At 66.1% G+C, this 12,243-nt stretch carries 18 protein-coding genes; 5 read left to right on the top strand and 13 right to left on the bottom strand.

All coding sequences use genetic code 11. The features are described from left to right. Positions 1-123: 123 nt before the first annotated feature. From NS331_RS25830 to NS331_RS22535, 11 genes are all read right to left on the bottom strand, one after another. Positions 124-369, bottom strand: coding sequence for a hypothetical protein (locus NS331_RS25830; protein ID WP_082702706.1), 246 nt, complete (start codon positions 367-369; stop codon positions 124-126). Between the two features lie 252 nt (positions 370-621). Next, on the bottom strand, positions 622-1,464 hold the full coding sequence (locus tag NS331_RS22575) for a hypothetical protein (RefSeq protein WP_153013003.1): 843 nt from the start codon (positions 1,462-1,464) through the stop codon (positions 622-624). Between the two features lie 280 nt (positions 1,465-1,744). Beyond that, the gene (locus tag NS331_RS22570; RefSeq protein WP_058644184.1) at positions 1,745-2,593 is read right to left on the bottom strand and encodes a DNA adenine methylase; all 849 of its coding nucleotides are present in this window, start codon (positions 2,591-2,593) and stop codon (positions 1,745-1,747) included. Then, complete coding sequence (locus tag NS331_RS22565; RefSeq protein WP_058644183.1) at positions 2,590-4,662, bottom strand: DNA cytosine methyltransferase; 2,073 nt, start codon at positions 4,660-4,662, stop codon at positions 2,590-2,592. The genes NS331_RS22570 and NS331_RS22565 overlap by 4 nt, the downstream gene beginning before the upstream one ends. Further along, the gene (locus NS331_RS22560; protein WP_058644182.1) at positions 4,656-5,309 is read right to left on the bottom strand and encodes an HD domain-containing protein; all 654 of its coding nucleotides are present in this window, start codon (positions 5,307-5,309) and stop codon (positions 4,656-4,658) included. Before NS331_RS22560 ends, NS331_RS22565 begins: the two co-directional genes overlap by 7 nt. 5 nt (positions 5,310-5,314) lie before the next feature. Continuing rightward, entirely contained in the window at positions 5,315-5,911 is a 597-nt protein-coding gene (locus NS331_RS22555) for a hypothetical protein (protein ID WP_153013001.1), read from the bottom strand. 5 nt (positions 5,912-5,916) lie between these two features. After that, positions 5,917-6,111: a hypothetical protein gene (locus NS331_RS26385; RefSeq protein WP_153013000.1), complete on the bottom strand. Its 195-nt coding sequence runs from the start codon at positions 6,109-6,111 to the stop codon at positions 5,917-5,919. A 14-nt stretch (positions 6,112-6,125) separates the two neighbouring features. Continuing rightward, entirely contained in the window at positions 6,126-6,338 is a 213-nt protein-coding gene (locus NS331_RS26380; protein ID WP_153012999.1) for a hypothetical protein, read from the bottom strand. Continuing rightward, positions 6,335-6,862 carry a hypothetical protein gene (locus NS331_RS22550; RefSeq protein WP_153012998.1) on the bottom strand — a complete coding sequence of 176 codons (528 nt, stop codon included), beginning with the start codon at positions 6,860-6,862 and terminating at the stop codon, positions 6,335-6,337. The genes NS331_RS26380 and NS331_RS22550 overlap by 4 nt, the downstream gene beginning before the upstream one ends. A gap of 25 nt (positions 6,863-6,887) precedes the next feature. Next, a complete protein-coding gene (locus NS331_RS22545) occupies positions 6,888-7,073 on the bottom strand; it encodes a hypothetical protein (RefSeq protein ID WP_058644179.1) in 186 nt (61 codons plus the stop codon). A gap of 486 nt (positions 7,074-7,559) precedes the next feature. Beyond that, positions 7,560-8,195, bottom strand: a complete 636-nt coding sequence (locus NS331_RS22535; protein ID WP_058644177.1) for a S24 family peptidase — start codon at positions 8,193-8,195, stop codon at positions 7,560-7,562. A gap of 74 nt (positions 8,196-8,269) precedes the next feature. Between NS331_RS22535 and NS331_RS26375 the strand changes: the two genes are divergently transcribed. After that, positions 8,270-8,527, top strand: a complete 258-nt coding sequence (locus NS331_RS26375) for a hypothetical protein (protein ID WP_153012997.1) — start codon at positions 8,270-8,272, stop codon at positions 8,525-8,527. A gap of 166 nt (positions 8,528-8,693) precedes the next feature. On the opposite strand, the gene NS331_RS22530 is transcribed toward NS331_RS26375, so the two are convergent. Both NS331_RS22530 and NS331_RS22525 read right to left on the bottom strand, forming a co-directional pair. Further along, complete coding sequence (locus tag NS331_RS22530; protein WP_153012996.1) at positions 8,694-9,068, bottom strand: hypothetical protein; 375 nt, start codon at positions 9,066-9,068, stop codon at positions 8,694-8,696. A gap of 75 nt (positions 9,069-9,143) precedes the next feature. Beyond that, positions 9,144-9,470 (bottom strand): hypothetical protein, encoded by a 327-nt coding sequence (locus NS331_RS22525; protein ID WP_058644175.1) that lies wholly within the window; start codon positions 9,468-9,470, stop codon positions 9,144-9,146. Positions 9,471-9,486: 16 nt separating this feature from the next. Between NS331_RS22525 and NS331_RS22520 the strand changes: the two genes are divergently transcribed. The 4 genes from NS331_RS22520 to NS331_RS22505 are packed head-to-tail and all read left to right on the top strand — an operon-like array spanning position 9,487 to position 12,126. Next, positions 9,487-10,023, top strand: a complete 537-nt coding sequence (locus NS331_RS22520; RefSeq protein WP_153012995.1) for a phage regulatory CII family protein — start codon at positions 9,487-9,489, stop codon at positions 10,021-10,023. Positions 10,024-10,038: 15 nt separating this feature from the next. Continuing rightward, positions 10,039-10,332 carry a helix-turn-helix domain-containing protein gene (locus NS331_RS22515; protein ID WP_193758183.1) on the top strand — a complete coding sequence of 98 codons (294 nt, stop codon included), beginning with the start codon at positions 10,039-10,041 and terminating at the stop codon, positions 10,330-10,332. 56 nt (positions 10,333-10,388) lie between these two features. After that, the gene (locus NS331_RS25825; protein WP_193758182.1) at positions 10,389-11,300 is read left to right on the top strand and encodes a helix-turn-helix domain-containing protein; all 912 of its coding nucleotides are present in this window, start codon (positions 10,389-10,391) and stop codon (positions 11,298-11,300) included. Continuing rightward, positions 11,290-12,126: a hypothetical protein gene (locus tag NS331_RS22505; protein ID WP_058644171.1), complete on the top strand. Its 837-nt coding sequence runs from the start codon at positions 11,290-11,292 to the stop codon at positions 12,124-12,126. The genes NS331_RS25825 and NS331_RS22505 overlap by 11 nt, the downstream gene beginning before the upstream one ends. Positions 12,127-12,243 lie beyond the last annotated feature (117 nt).

Raw genomic sequence — 12,243 nt, 5'->3', positions numbered from 1 at the left:
CCCGAGCCACCCGAGCCACCTGGGCCACCCGGGCCTGCCTAGTGGGTATTCGTCTATATTACGCTGTCAGCTGTCGTTTTATTCATATATTGCAATAGTAATTTCGGAATCTACGATATATGACTAATTGACGATTTTTGCGCTCAATACGCGGAGAAACCCTTTGCCTTGGAGGAAATGCCTGTAGCTATTAACTGCTACAGCTTCCGCCTCTCGCGCAACAGTAATTCCCGCAGCAATTATCTCTCCTTGGTCGTTGATGATTGCGAGGCTAGCTGGCTTGCCGTCGATTGTCACTTTTAGACCTTCGTGAGAAACGGCGCTAATAACTACGCCTTCAACCGTGCCTTCCGGCTGATCTCCGATCATTTCGCATTCCCCCGCTCAGATGCGTTGCGCGGCAAAACCTGATCCCTGGTTTTGAGATTGGTATGAAAGTAGGCCGCTGTCATGAAATGGCTTAAAGCTGCGCTACAGATAGACGAGTGGGAAGCCGAATCGTCATAATGTGAAAAATCGCAGGAGTAGTATTGAATGTACGTCCTACCCGAATCGTTCGGTTCGTGATTCACGACATTAAAGGAGTGTTGGAGGATTTCAAATTGCCACCGGCGGGAGCACTCATCTGAATTGCCTGCACCCTGCGCCAACTTTCGCTCGCTCGCCGCTCGCCTGATCGTGGTGGGCTTTGCAGCAGAATCCTTGCGCCATCCAGCCGATGTTCGAGGGCCGGCCGCAGAAGCACTGCGGCAGCGGCTCCGCGCAGTTCGCATCGAACCACGCCTGGGCCTCGCGCCCGTAGGGCTCGTCCTCGTCAGGGATGTGGCCGGGGCCGATCAGGCCGTTCTGCACCCAGGCCATGGCGGCCTCTGCGCCGGCGCCGTGCTGCCATTCGATCCACGCCGCTTGGTTGGCGGTGATCTGGTCGTGCAGCAGCCGAGCCATCACGTTGAGCGTGCTGTCGGGCTTCTGTCGCTCTTCTTCGGCGAGCATCGCCGCGGCCCTCATGCCCAGCGCGAAGCCGATCCACAGGATGTCCGTCCGCACATTGGCGTAGTGCGAGAACACGCCTTCGACCATGACGGCCTGGCAGTCGGTGTGTGCCTGCAGCGCAGGGGTGTCCGCAATGCTCTTCTCGAAGGCTTCGCGAATACGGGCGACGGTTGGTGCGCCCGGACGGTCGCGCATCTTCAACGGGAAGGCATTGGCCGTTGCGCCGGCCTCCTGCTCGTGTTCATGCGCGGCCTGCCAGCCGTCGCAGAACTTCGCCAAGTCCTCGACCATTGAGGGATCGGCCGGGTCGGCGTCATACAGGTTGGAGAAGGCGGCAAACATGCGTTCGCTATCGTTCGGCGCCTGTGTTTGCGTGAGGGTCTGGCAGGCAGCCAGCAAAGCAGGTGTTTGCTCAAAGGCCGCAAACGGATCGGCAGTGCCAGACGCAGCGAGTGTGTGTTCGGCGCTCACGATGTCTTCCTTCCCTTGCCTGTGGGTGCCTTGGCCATGCTGTAGGCACCGCCGTGGCGGCCCGACTTGTCAAGGCCGTGTAGAGTGCTGCGGTCGCGGCCTTCGGCGCGTGCTCGCTCGACCGCGCGCGTGCTCGTCGCGCGCTTTGAGGCGTGCACCTGCAAGGCGGCGCCGATGGTGCTCCCGCTCGATGTGGAGACCTGGCAGAAGGCGGATGCCGGCGAAGCGGGCCGGCCAGCCGGCCAGCGCGGATCGCGGCCCGGGGGTAGGGTCGTGGTTGTCATGCGGGTTCCAGTGAAGGGAGGGGAGCGACGGACTGCGCGAAAAGGCCGACCGCTGGGCAGTTAGGGGACAGCCAGAGGCTTTCGACGCGATCGCGGGCGCCGTCGGCGTGTGCGTGCTGGTCTATGCGGTGCCAGCCTGAGAAAAGGCCGTCGTATAGCTCGCAGCGGTAACCGCTCACGATGACCTTGCCGCGAAGCGTGCGCAGTGCGGCGGCCAATGCTTGGTGCTGGTCGTCATCCAGCTCATGCCGGTAGGCTGGCGCGCGCGTCCTGAGGCTGCGCGTGCTGTGGACATAGGGCGGATCGACGTAATGCACCGTCTCGGCGCTGTCGTGCTGCTGCATGACAGCCACCGCATCGCGGTTCTCTATCACCACGCCGCGCATGCGGTCGATCACCAGGCGCAGCGCGGCTGGGTAATTGGCCCAGTCGTGCGCGGGCGTCGTGCCGCTGCGATTGCTGTTGGCTCGGAAGCCCGTCGACTGCCCTGATGCCCCGGCTGAGCCAAAGCCCATGTAGGAGCGCACTACCGTGCGGCGCGCCTGCTCCAGTGGTTCGGCTGATGGCTCATAGGCGCCGTCGAACTCGGCTCGGGCGAAGGGCGTCAATTCGATGGCTCGTGCCAGCTCGGCGCCGCGGTCGCGCGCAATAGAGAAGAGGTTGACGATTTCGCCATCCAAGTCGTTGTAGACCTCCGCATAGCTGCGCGGCTTGCGCAGCAGCACGCTTCCGCCGCCGCCGAAGGGCTCGACGTAAACACGATGGGCGGGCATGTGCTGCAAGATCCACGGCGCGAGCTTCCATTTGCCACCGTGATACCGGATGAGGGGGCGGCGCGGGCTCATGCTGCAAGCCTTTCCGCCTCGAACTCGCTGTAGTTCGCGGCCACGATCAGCCGCATCGGGAGCGGACTCACGGAATTGCCTGCCATGCGCACCTGCGCCGTCTTGGTCAGAGGCTTGCCGCTAGCGGTCCGGTCGATCACATAGGCGGACGGGAAGTCCTGCGCGTTGTAGAGCTCCCGCGGCACCAGCATGCGCAACGTGATGTCTACGATCACCCACGGTTCGCCCTGCAGCCACACGGTCACGAGCGCCAGGCGGTCATGCGTCGTGATCGTAGTCATGGGGTCGCGCAGGTCGGCCCACTGCCCGCCGCTGGCGTGGTAGCGCATCAGGAAGGCCGCGCAGCGCAGCGCGCCCGCCTCGTCCTCCTGGCTCAACTCGTACTGCAGAAGCGCGTGGTGCTCGGCACCGGCCGTCACCGTCGACACTGGCTCATCCATCGCGCGTCCGGTGCAGTTGCGGCGCAGCGTCGTCAGGTGCGCCGCCACCAGCTGCTGCTGACTGCCCGACGTGGTCACGGTCGACACGCCGTCGCGCATGTCCCGGGCGTGGCTCGTGTTGAATCCGCCGTTCGCCTGCACCATGAATGCAGCCGCAAGTCCATGGCTCACGCTGCTGGCCGTCACGGTGCCCAGGGCATCGCGCAGCGTGTTCGCACCAGTGCTGCGGCGCCTTGTCTTGCCGCTACCCTCACCGTGGCCGGCCTGCACCAGGCAGGCGCCTGCCAGCGCGCGGTGGTTCTCGGCCAGCACCGCGCCAAGGGGCTGCCGCATGTCTGCAGGCTTGCCGGCGTAGGTTGGTCCGCCTGCTCCGACCAACATCGCGCTGGCAACAGCGAACTTCTGCCCGCCTGCAACGACGGTGCCGAGCGCGGCGCGTGGGTCCAGCGCGCGCGGCTGCTGCCCATCACGCTCTCCGTAGCCCATTTGCACCAGGTGCGCGGCCGTGACGGCAATCTCTCCACGGCGGGCGGCCGTGATGGTGGGCATTGGCTCGCGCGGGTCGTGGTTGCGATGGCCGCCCTGATGTGTCAGCGGCAGCAAGTGGGCTGCGGCCAGGGCCGTTTCGCCGCCCTTCGCCGTGGTGATGGTACGCAGCGGCTTGCCGATGTCGAACGCGGTGTGGCGGGTGTGGGTGACGGGCACCAAGGCTGGGGCCGCGCCGGCGACGATGAAGGGCGTCGGGGTGTCCAGCACGTATTTCTGCATGCCGTGCGCGATGCGCCGCATGGTGGCATCTGCAAGGGGCTTCTTCCGGCCGAAGATGCTCGTTCCTGCAATGCTCCAGTCGATGCAGTCGGCGGCGGGACGGTGCGCCTGCAGGCCGGCGCGGGGCCGCTTGGCATGCGTGTGCGCGGGCCAGACGATGGGCAAGCCATCGCAGCGGGCGACCATGTAAAGGCGCGTCCGTGTGCTGTGCGCGCCAAGATCTGCATTGCAGATCACGCGCCATTCCACCTTGTAGCCCAGGGCTCGCAGGGCGCCGACGAAGTGGTCCCAATTGCGGCCCTTGCGGCTCGGGTCCGGGATCAGGAACTGATTGCCACGCGGGACACGTTCGCCCGGGCCGGCGACGCGGTGCGCGAGCTTTCCGGTGCTCGGGTCGCGCTCGCGGTCCAGCGTCAGCACGCGGCCGGTCGACGGGTCGCGCTTCGCGACCAATGGCGACCACAGCAACATCTGCTCGACGTTCTCCAGCGTGATGACGTCGGGGCGCGTCTTGCCGGCCCAGCGCAGCACCTGCCAGGCGAGCGAACGAATCTCGGCTTTCCGCGGCTGGCCGCCCAGCGCCTGGGAATGGTGCGTGCAGTCCGGCGAGGCGTGCAGCAGCCCAACAGCCTGCCCGCGCGTCACGGCCAGTGGGTCAACCTCGCGGATGTCGGCGCGGTAGTGCCGGGTTTGCGGGTGGTTGACTTCGTGCATGCCGATCGCTTCGGCGTCATGGTTGATCGCCACGTCCACCGGCCTGCCTATGGCCTGCTCGATGCCCGTCGACGCTCCGCCGCCGCCCGCGAACAGGTCGATGACCAGCTTTGCCGCCAGCGGCAGCAGGAATTGCGGCGTCAGCATGCGCGCCCCTGCAGCAGTTGCTGCGCGTGCTGCAGCGATTCCAGTCGGTCGATGAACGCCTGCCGCCAGTCCTGCCAGGTCATGGCGACACGCTCGGGCGAGTCCAAGCGCAGCCAGTCGATGGGCTCGATGCGCTCGGCGGGGTCCGCGTCGTGCAGCACTGCCCAGGGCTGGCTGTGGTCCGGGTTGTAGGCCGTCAGGTCGCGGCGCTCGGTGGCCAGGGCCTGCAGGTCGATGCGCTGCAGCACCGCGCGCATGGTCACGAACACGGTTTCAAGGCCGAGGGCGCGGCGGAAGCGTTTCGCGTGGGCCGTCTCGAACAGTGTCCATGCGCTGGTTCCGCCGGCGGCGGACGCCAAGGCGTTGACGGCGATCTTGGCGGGGCTGCTCAGGTCTTGCGTCACGCACTCGTGGGCGTCATGCCACAGCGCGGCCAGCTGCACATGCACCGAGCGGCCCAGGCGTTCGGCAATCTCGGAGCACAGCAACGAATGCTCGGCCACGCTGTACGGCCGCACGGTCGCGCCGTGGAAGCGGTTGATGAGCGACAGCTGATGCGCCACCGCCCACGCATCGACGGGCTGGCCCGCGTCCGTCATCGCGTCTGGGCCGTGCAGGTGGTATTCGGCGCCGGTAGGGGTCAGCATCCACGTCATGACGGCTGCCCCTCGGGCTGGGTGGCCTGGGTCTGCTCGGCGCGCTCGCGCTGGACTTCTGCCTCGTAGTAGGCTTTGAAGGCGCCGCCGGCGGCGCTGTCGAACGGGTATGGGCACGCATCTTCGACAGAGCGGCGGTCGCGGACTGCGGCCTGTGCGTGCAGCCTCACGTTTGCCAGCGAAACGATGGAATGGGACATGGGACTCGGTGCGAGGGAAATAGGGGGCGCGCTGCAAGACACGACGCGCGGCGGTTGAGGGATGGCCGAGGCGGGGTCGGCGTTGTCGGTGTGACTTGCCCATCGCGGCGGGGCCAGTTCGGCGCGCTCGACAAAGCCGGCGGGCTCGTTCTGCACGAGGTGCGGCCGGTCGATGTGCAGGTTTAGGCAGTCGCCGGCCTTGAGGTCGGGGTGCGCCTGCATGAACGCATCCGCGGCCGGCCCTATCCAGATGAGGGTCAGCATCTGGATGCCGCGCTGCGAGGCACGCTCGCCCAGCGGCAGTTGCCAGCCGTGGTCGTGCCCGTTTCGTGGCGGCGTGATGCGCACCCGGAACGGCGGACGCGTCAGGAAGAACATGCCGTAGGCTTTCATGGTGGTCAGTGGTAGGCGAGCCAGGCCAGCAGCAGGGCGAGCAGCACCGCGCAGATGGCGAGGCTTGCCGCGCATGCCCCGCCCTTGTTGGGCTCGCAGTCGTCGCCCAGGGCGGCCTGGGCCTGAGTGATGAGGTGCACCTGCTGCGCGCGCTCGCGCATGTCCGGTGCCTCATCGAGGGCGGGATTAGCGTGGTCCATGGCCGTGCGATGGATCAGCGTGGCGGCCAGGGTTCGGGTAACTCGCGGTCGCGCGCAGCCAGGCGCGCGCCCTCAATCGCGTCAGCAACGGCGGGCGAGGGCGGTGGCTCGCCACTGTCGGTGCCGATCGTGGCGGCAAGCAGGGCTGTGGCGATCAGGAACGCCAATGCCCAATCGACCACGACGCGCCAGACGCGCTTGCGAGTGATGCCGGCGCCGGCCTTCACGATGCGGCCCCCGTTGCGATGGGTGCCGGCACCTTCACGAGAAAGCCGAAGTCATCCACGGTCGCGAGGTAGCCGCCGCGCGTGGCGGCGCCCGGGTTGATGACGTCATAGAGTTCCGCTGCCAGAGGCGATCGCGGATAGGCCAGCCAGTAGATGCCCGCGGTGCACCATGACTCTGGGATGCAGTGCGGCAGTTCGGGCATGCAGCGTTCGCCGCTCATGCCGCGGTCGATGTTGTCGAACTCGCGGCGCTCCATGCGGGTCACCTGCTCATCCGCCTTGGCGACTTCTTCGGATACCGCGGGAACGCTGCGATTCGCGCTCAGTTCGAGAACGCCGCGCCGGAGCGCCTTCTCTGCCGCCGGCACGGGCAGCGCGCTCCAGTTGCTTTGCGGGCTCGTGCCGGCCATGAGGCGCGAGAACGCCTGTCGGCGGTAGCCGCGCTGCCGGATCTGGATAACTGCCCGGATGGCGCCACGCTGGGCGCTGCCGGTGTCTGCCGATGCCATCTGAACGGGTGCCATGGGGCCTCCTGCTCGTTCGTGGCGATTAGGCGGCGACGTCGTCGAGGCGTTCGGCCTCGGCGATGGGGCAGCCGGTGACGTGGTGTGCGGCGCGCTGCGCGCCCTCGGCGTTGTTGGCTTGCACCTGCACGAACGGCATCACGCCCGCGTCAGAGGGGGCCAGGTTGCCGAAGGGGCCCTTCGGCGTGTAGTAGCAGCGGTAGCTGTTCATTCGTCGCTCCAGTGCGGCACACCGTGTGCCGCTGGAAGGACTTTAGAACAATCTAAAGTACAGAGTCAAGAAATTTCTAAAGTCTCGGAGTGGACGTGGGGTGCTGCGTCAATGCTGTAAATTAATACAGTATGAACAATCAAACGATGTGGGGTCTGGCGGTGGACGCGGGCGCCGAGGTTGTGCCCGTGATACGTGCGGACGGCTCGGCGTCATGAGCCGGGCAACGAGGACGGCTGCAGACTTGGCCGTGATGCTGCGAGAGAGGTTCGCTGGGCTGCCGGAGCTGAGCGGCAGCACGTTGGCGACTCAGTCCGTGTGCGTCGTTGGCGTGGAAGATGATGGCGATGGCGATCCGACGTGGACCGTGCGATCAAGCGTGCCATCAAGCGTATGGCGCCTCGACGTCGCGCGGGTCATCAAGCAGCTGCAGCTTGAATACGACCTTGAGTAGCGGGGCTTAACCGGTGCAGGTTAGTTGCGCGGCTACAGCTTCGCGCCCATCCATACGGCGCGTCCCAGAATCTCGTTTTCTTCGGACAACGGGAAGTCGGGAAAGCGCTTCTTGTCCTCGTTGTCGGAGCGGGCAATCCACCTATTGCGCTCGTAAAGGACGCGCTTCACTACGGGCCCTTCGCCGCTAAGGAAGACGAAGATTTTCGACTTCACCGGCTCACGAGCCCTTTTGTTAACGAGCACGACGCTGCCATTCCAGACGGTCGCGCCCATGCTCTCTCCCTTGATGTCGACCACTGCGCCATCGTCCGGATTCGTGATGCCCACGTCACGCAGAAAGTCGCGCTTAAAGGCGAGTCCATCAATGATGTCCTCGCTGAGTACGGGGCGGCCATCGCCGGCGCCCACGGTCACATTGAGTCGAGAAATTTGCAGGTAGGCAGGGTCGGCGACAAAGCCGGCCTCAAAGTAACGCTCATCAAGTCTAAGTTCGCTTGCCAAGTTGCGAGCTGACCGCTCGCCGAAGCTATGTTCAGGACTGGCGATCTGCGAAAGGCGACCTTCCGTCAGCTTCGCCGCCTGAGCAAACCGCGCCTGGGAGCCGCCGTACTGACTGTCGATCAGGTGGCGGAGCCGACGCTTGCGGTGTAGGGTCATCTCGTCCATGTTTAGACAAGAGTAAAGAAACAGCCTTTAGAAGTTTCTTGACTCAGGACTTTAGATTGTTCTAAAGTCCCGTCATGAACCTCAAGACTTGGCTCAACTGCGAACGCGGTCGCTATGCCGCACTTGCTGCGCACCTCGACATATCTGCGGGCCGGATGAGCCAGATCGCAGATGACGGGGTGCCCAACAAATATATGGAAGCGGTCCGGGACTTCACCGATGGTGAGGTGACGTTGGAAAGCATGGTTCGTGAGCGGGCGGAGAGGGCGCGCAGACACGTGCCTGTAACTCGTTCTTCCGCTGCCTTCGCTGAGCCGCTGCTCGGCCGCTGACATGGGCTCCACAACACGCGACCGCTTGGCCTCCTGCGCGCGCGTCAGCGCGGTGTCGCATGAGCCGCAGATCAGCGCGGGTACGGGCCGGGCCCAGCGTGAGGCTGTTGAAACGCCCTTGGCGGCGGCACTCACGGCTGCAGCCCCACGTGCTGAGTTCTTAAGGTTAGTGCCGTTTGCCGTCGCCGTCCGTGAAGAGGTCCACAGCTTCGGCGGTCGAATTGACCATGTATTGCCCCAGCGCGCGGGCGGTGTGCGGGTCGACGATCGCTGCAAGCCAACCGATGCCCCGGTTCCGCATGGCAATGCGGAGCGTGCCGTCGACACGAACGGCGGCGGTGATTGACGGTCGGTCCTCTTCCATCATGGCGACTCCGGCCTCCAACGCCGCTTCTCTCGTGCTGGGGACTTCCGGCGCTATTTGGGCGCGCGCCTTCGCGAGTCGATATATGAGGTCCTCCAGATCGGCGGCTGAAAAGTCGCCCTTGATCTGCACTTGTGCGTTTGTGCTGCTCGTAATGTTGATGCTGACTCTCGCCATGCTCACCCCTCCGAAGGGTTGTTGGTTGGAGCGGCTGATTTTGCAATGGTGCAGCAAATGTGCTGATCTTCATGGCTAGCGCTCCAAGCTCGTTGTTGGCATTTCAGCGATGCCGCGCGCCGCCTGCGCGATCGCGGCGCGCAATGCGGTGTTGGCGCTTTTGTGGGCCTCCATGCGCTGGACGCAGAAGCCCAGCCAACTGGTGAACCCGTCCACCGTGAACGGCTCCCCCTCGTCATCCTCGTGTGCTGCAGATGCAGCCCCCGGGGCAAGGCGTGCCCGCAGTGCGGCGCACTCCGATTCCACAGCCAGCGCGAGCTGGCCGACCACAAATTCCAAGGCTGAAAGCCGATCCTGCACCGTGGGCGCGTCTGCGTCGTGCTGCGGTGTGTCTGTGCTCATTGAGGGAGTCCTTTCCGTGCACTGCAGTTTCACGATGTCGAGCGGCCCCGGCCATGTCGATAACGGCGCCGCGCCCGACATGGCCGGCCCGATGTCGATGGACGAAGCCGTCTGGCATGTTGTCCATGACTACGAAGGCGGCTTAGACGAGGTCGCTCGGCACTTAGGCATCCCATCCGGGACGCTGCAGCACAAAGTCAACCGCAACAACAAGACGCACTACCTGCGGCCCGAGGAACTGCTGGCGGCGATGCTCTTCACGGGTAATGCGCACGCGCTGCATGCGATGGCTGCAGCGCTGGGCTTCGTCTGCACGCGTGCCACGCCCGACCAGGCGGGCGGCGATCCGGTGGAAGCAGTGATGCGGCTGGAGGTGGCGCAGGCTGACTTCATCCGCGCACTGGCAGATGCAGTGCTGGCGGGTGACGGCCAAGTCACGCGCAATCAGGTCCGGCGTGCCGAGGCGATGGGCCAGGAGCTGATCGCCTCAGTCGGCCATGCCGTCGCCATGCTGCGCGGCCGCATGCGCCCTGCACCCGCTGCCACGTACTGAGTGCCCAGGATGAGTATGCAAATTGAACAGCAGTGCACGCCGCTGCAGATGGCGCCAGCGCCGAAGGCCGTGCTGATGGCGATGGCCGCCATGGCCCGCGACGACGGGACGTGCCAACCCAGCCTGGGCGTGCTGTGCGAGTGCACGTGCTTTAGTCGGGCCACGGTACAGCGGGCGCTGCGTGGGCTGGTGGCGGCGCGGCTCGTTGAGGCGAAGGCCGTCCCGGGCCAGCGCTCGGCCTACCGGCTCACGTCGCCTGAATCGACCGCCCGCGAGCAGATGCCGCGTGCCGAGGGTGTCGCCGCGTGAGTACACGAATCATGGGGCTGTGCTGGCCCTTGGCAATGCGCCCCCCGCCGAAGGCCGTGCTCATCGCACTGGCCGACATGGCAAACGATGAGGGGTTCTGCTGGCCCAGCATCGAGCGCATCTGTGAGCGCACCTGCTACGGCAGGACCGCGGTGATCGAGGCGATTGGTTGGCTGGAGTCGGTGGGCATCGTGCGTGCCAACCGGACCAACGGGCGCAAGACGACGTACTGGGTTGAACCCGACAAATTCGCTGCAGACGCAGCGGGCGAGCCGTCACCACATGCGCCAAACCAGTCCGCCACGCGGACCGGTCCGTCTGGCGTACCGGTCCGCCACGCGGACGGGACCAGTCCGCCACGCGGACCGGTACCAGTCCGCCAGGCGGACACTAATCGTCATAGAACCATCAAAGAATCAAAACCCCCCTTGCCCCCCGCTGCCGCGGTGGGCTCACGCGCTTCCGTTCGCATTCCCATCGAACCCCGCCAGGCAGACGGTGAAGATGCGGCGGCGCGGGCTGAGGCATGCGCTGCTGCGGCCGACTTCGACGCGCTGGTGGCGGTCTATCCGCGCCGGAAGGCGATCGAGCGGGCACGGCGGCAGTGGCTGGCCCTGGCGCCTGATGCTGCGCTGCGCCGCGTCATCCTGGCGGCGGTGCGGGCACAGGTCGCCGGCGATGAGTGGCGCCGGCTGCGCAGGGAAGGGCGGGATCACCTGATCCCGATGCTGTCCACTTGGCTGCATGGCCGCCGGTGGACCGACGAGGTGTCGAAGCGGCTGGCGGATGAGGGTTCGCCCGACGCATGGGACGCCACGCGCAGCAGCATCGAGGCGGTGGGCGTCTCGCTGGGCCTCGGCCGGTGGGATCAGCGCGCGTTCGAGGCCGGCCGGGGCAAGCCTTTCCCGGCCTACGCAGCAACCGTGCGCCGAGCGCGCGAAGCCGAAGGGTGCGCCCATGCACGTTGATGTCTCGATCACCGGCATGGAGAAGGTCCGGCAACTGGCCGACAAGCTCACCGGCCCGCAGCTCGCCGCGGCGCAGGCTGCAGCCCTCAACGACACGGCATTCAAGGTGCGCGGCGTGATGGTCGCGGCCCTCACGAGCGCCTTCGACCGGCCTACGCCATTCATCGCCCGCGCGCCAAAGGTGGTGCAGGCCACGCCCGAGAACCTGACGGCCCGCATCATCCCGACACTGGACACGCGCGGGGTGTGGACGCGGGGCGGCAAGATCGGCGTGGACCCGCAGCACGTGCTGCAGGCGCAGGAGTTCGGCGGGCGCCGGGCCGACAAGCGCAGCGAGGTTGCATTGCGCCGCGCCGGCATCCTGCCTGCAGGCATGCAGACGGCCATCCCCGAGCAGCCCTATGCCGGCAGCGACGACGGCCGCGGCAACCTGCGCGGCGCCTTCCTGTCGCAGCTCATCAGCTACCTGCAGGCCAGCGGCGAGCAGGGCTACCGGGCCAACATGACGGTGCGCCGCAAGGCGCAGCTACGCAACCAGCAGGGCATCGGCTACATCGCCAGTCGCAAGGTCTACCAGACCACGCTGGGCGTTCGCTTCTTCGTTGCCTATGGCCGAATGCGCGGCCCGCGCACGCGGCATCTGGCTGCCGGCGTTTGGGCGGCGAAGGGCACGCACGACAGCGACGTGGCACCGGTGCTGCTCTTCGTGCGGGCGCCGAAGTACAGGCCGCGCATCAGCATGGACGACATCGCGGCCACGGCGCAGGCGAGCGACTACCTCGCGCGGCGCATGCGCTACCGCATCAGACAGGCGGCGGGCGTGTGATGGAAGGCAGGGCAATGCGTCAGATAGGTTTCGCGTGGAACATTCGTCGGCACGGCCGCCAAGGCCGTCCGACAGGCCGCAGGGCGGGGTGCGCGCGCGGGTGGACCGGTCCGGAGG

The organism is Pseudacidovorax intermedius (assembly GCF_001476815.1).
GTDB lineage: Bacteria > Pseudomonadota > Gammaproteobacteria > Burkholderiales > Burkholderiaceae_C > Xenophilus > Xenophilus intermedius_A.
This window is presented reverse-complemented; position numbering and strand designations above follow the sequence as displayed.

What these genes read in the sequence shown, in the direction of transcription:
- NS331_RS26385 (WP_153013000.1), bottom strand. Translation starts at nt 6,111, where the DNA reads ATGGACCACGCTAATCCCGCCCTCGATGAGGCACCGGACATGCGCGAG.
- NS331_RS22555 (WP_153013001.1), bottom strand. Translation starts at nt 5,911, where the DNA reads ATGAAAGCCTACGGCATGTTCTTCCTGACGCGTCCGCCGTTCCGGGTG.
- NS331_RS22565 (WP_058644183.1), bottom strand. Translation starts at nt 4,662, where the DNA reads ATGCTGACGCCGCAATTCCTGCTGCCGCTGGCGGCAAAGCTGGTCATC.
- NS331_RS22545 (WP_058644179.1), bottom strand. Translation starts at nt 7,073, where the DNA reads ATGAACAGCTACCGCTGCTACTACACGCCGAAGGGCCCCTTCGGCAAC.
- NS331_RS25830 (WP_082702706.1), bottom strand. Translation starts at nt 369, where the DNA reads ATGATCGGAGATCAGCCGGAAGGCACGGTTGAAGGCGTAGTTATTAGC.
- NS331_RS26375 (WP_153012997.1), top strand. Translation starts at nt 8,270, where the DNA reads ATGAACCTCAAGACTTGGCTCAACTGCGAACGCGGTCGCTATGCCGCA.
- NS331_RS22570 (WP_058644184.1), bottom strand. Translation starts at nt 2,593, where the DNA reads ATGAGCCCGCGCCGCCCCCTCATCCGGTATCACGGTGGCAAATGGAAG.
- NS331_RS22505 (WP_058644171.1), top strand. Translation starts at nt 11,290, where the DNA reads ATGCACGTTGATGTCTCGATCACCGGCATGGAGAAGGTCCGGCAACTG.
- NS331_RS22550 (WP_153012998.1), bottom strand. Translation starts at nt 6,862, where the DNA reads ATGGCACCCGTTCAGATGGCATCGGCAGACACCGGCAGCGCCCAGCGT.
- NS331_RS22530 (WP_153012996.1), bottom strand. Translation starts at nt 9,068, where the DNA reads ATGGCGAGAGTCAGCATCAACATTACGAGCAGCACAAACGCACAAGTG.
- NS331_RS22525 (WP_058644175.1), bottom strand. Translation starts at nt 9,470, where the DNA reads ATGAGCACAGACACACCGCAGCACGACGCAGACGCGCCCACGGTGCAG.
- NS331_RS22560 (WP_058644182.1), bottom strand. Translation starts at nt 5,309, where the DNA reads ATGCTGACCCCTACCGGCGCCGAATACCACCTGCACGGCCCAGACGCG.
- NS331_RS22515 (WP_193758183.1), top strand. Translation starts at nt 10,039, where the DNA reads ATGCAAATTGAACAGCAGTGCACGCCGCTGCAGATGGCGCCAGCGCCG.
- NS331_RS22535 (WP_058644177.1), bottom strand. Translation starts at nt 8,195, where the DNA reads ATGGACGAGATGACCCTACACCGCAAGCGTCGGCTCCGCCACCTGATC.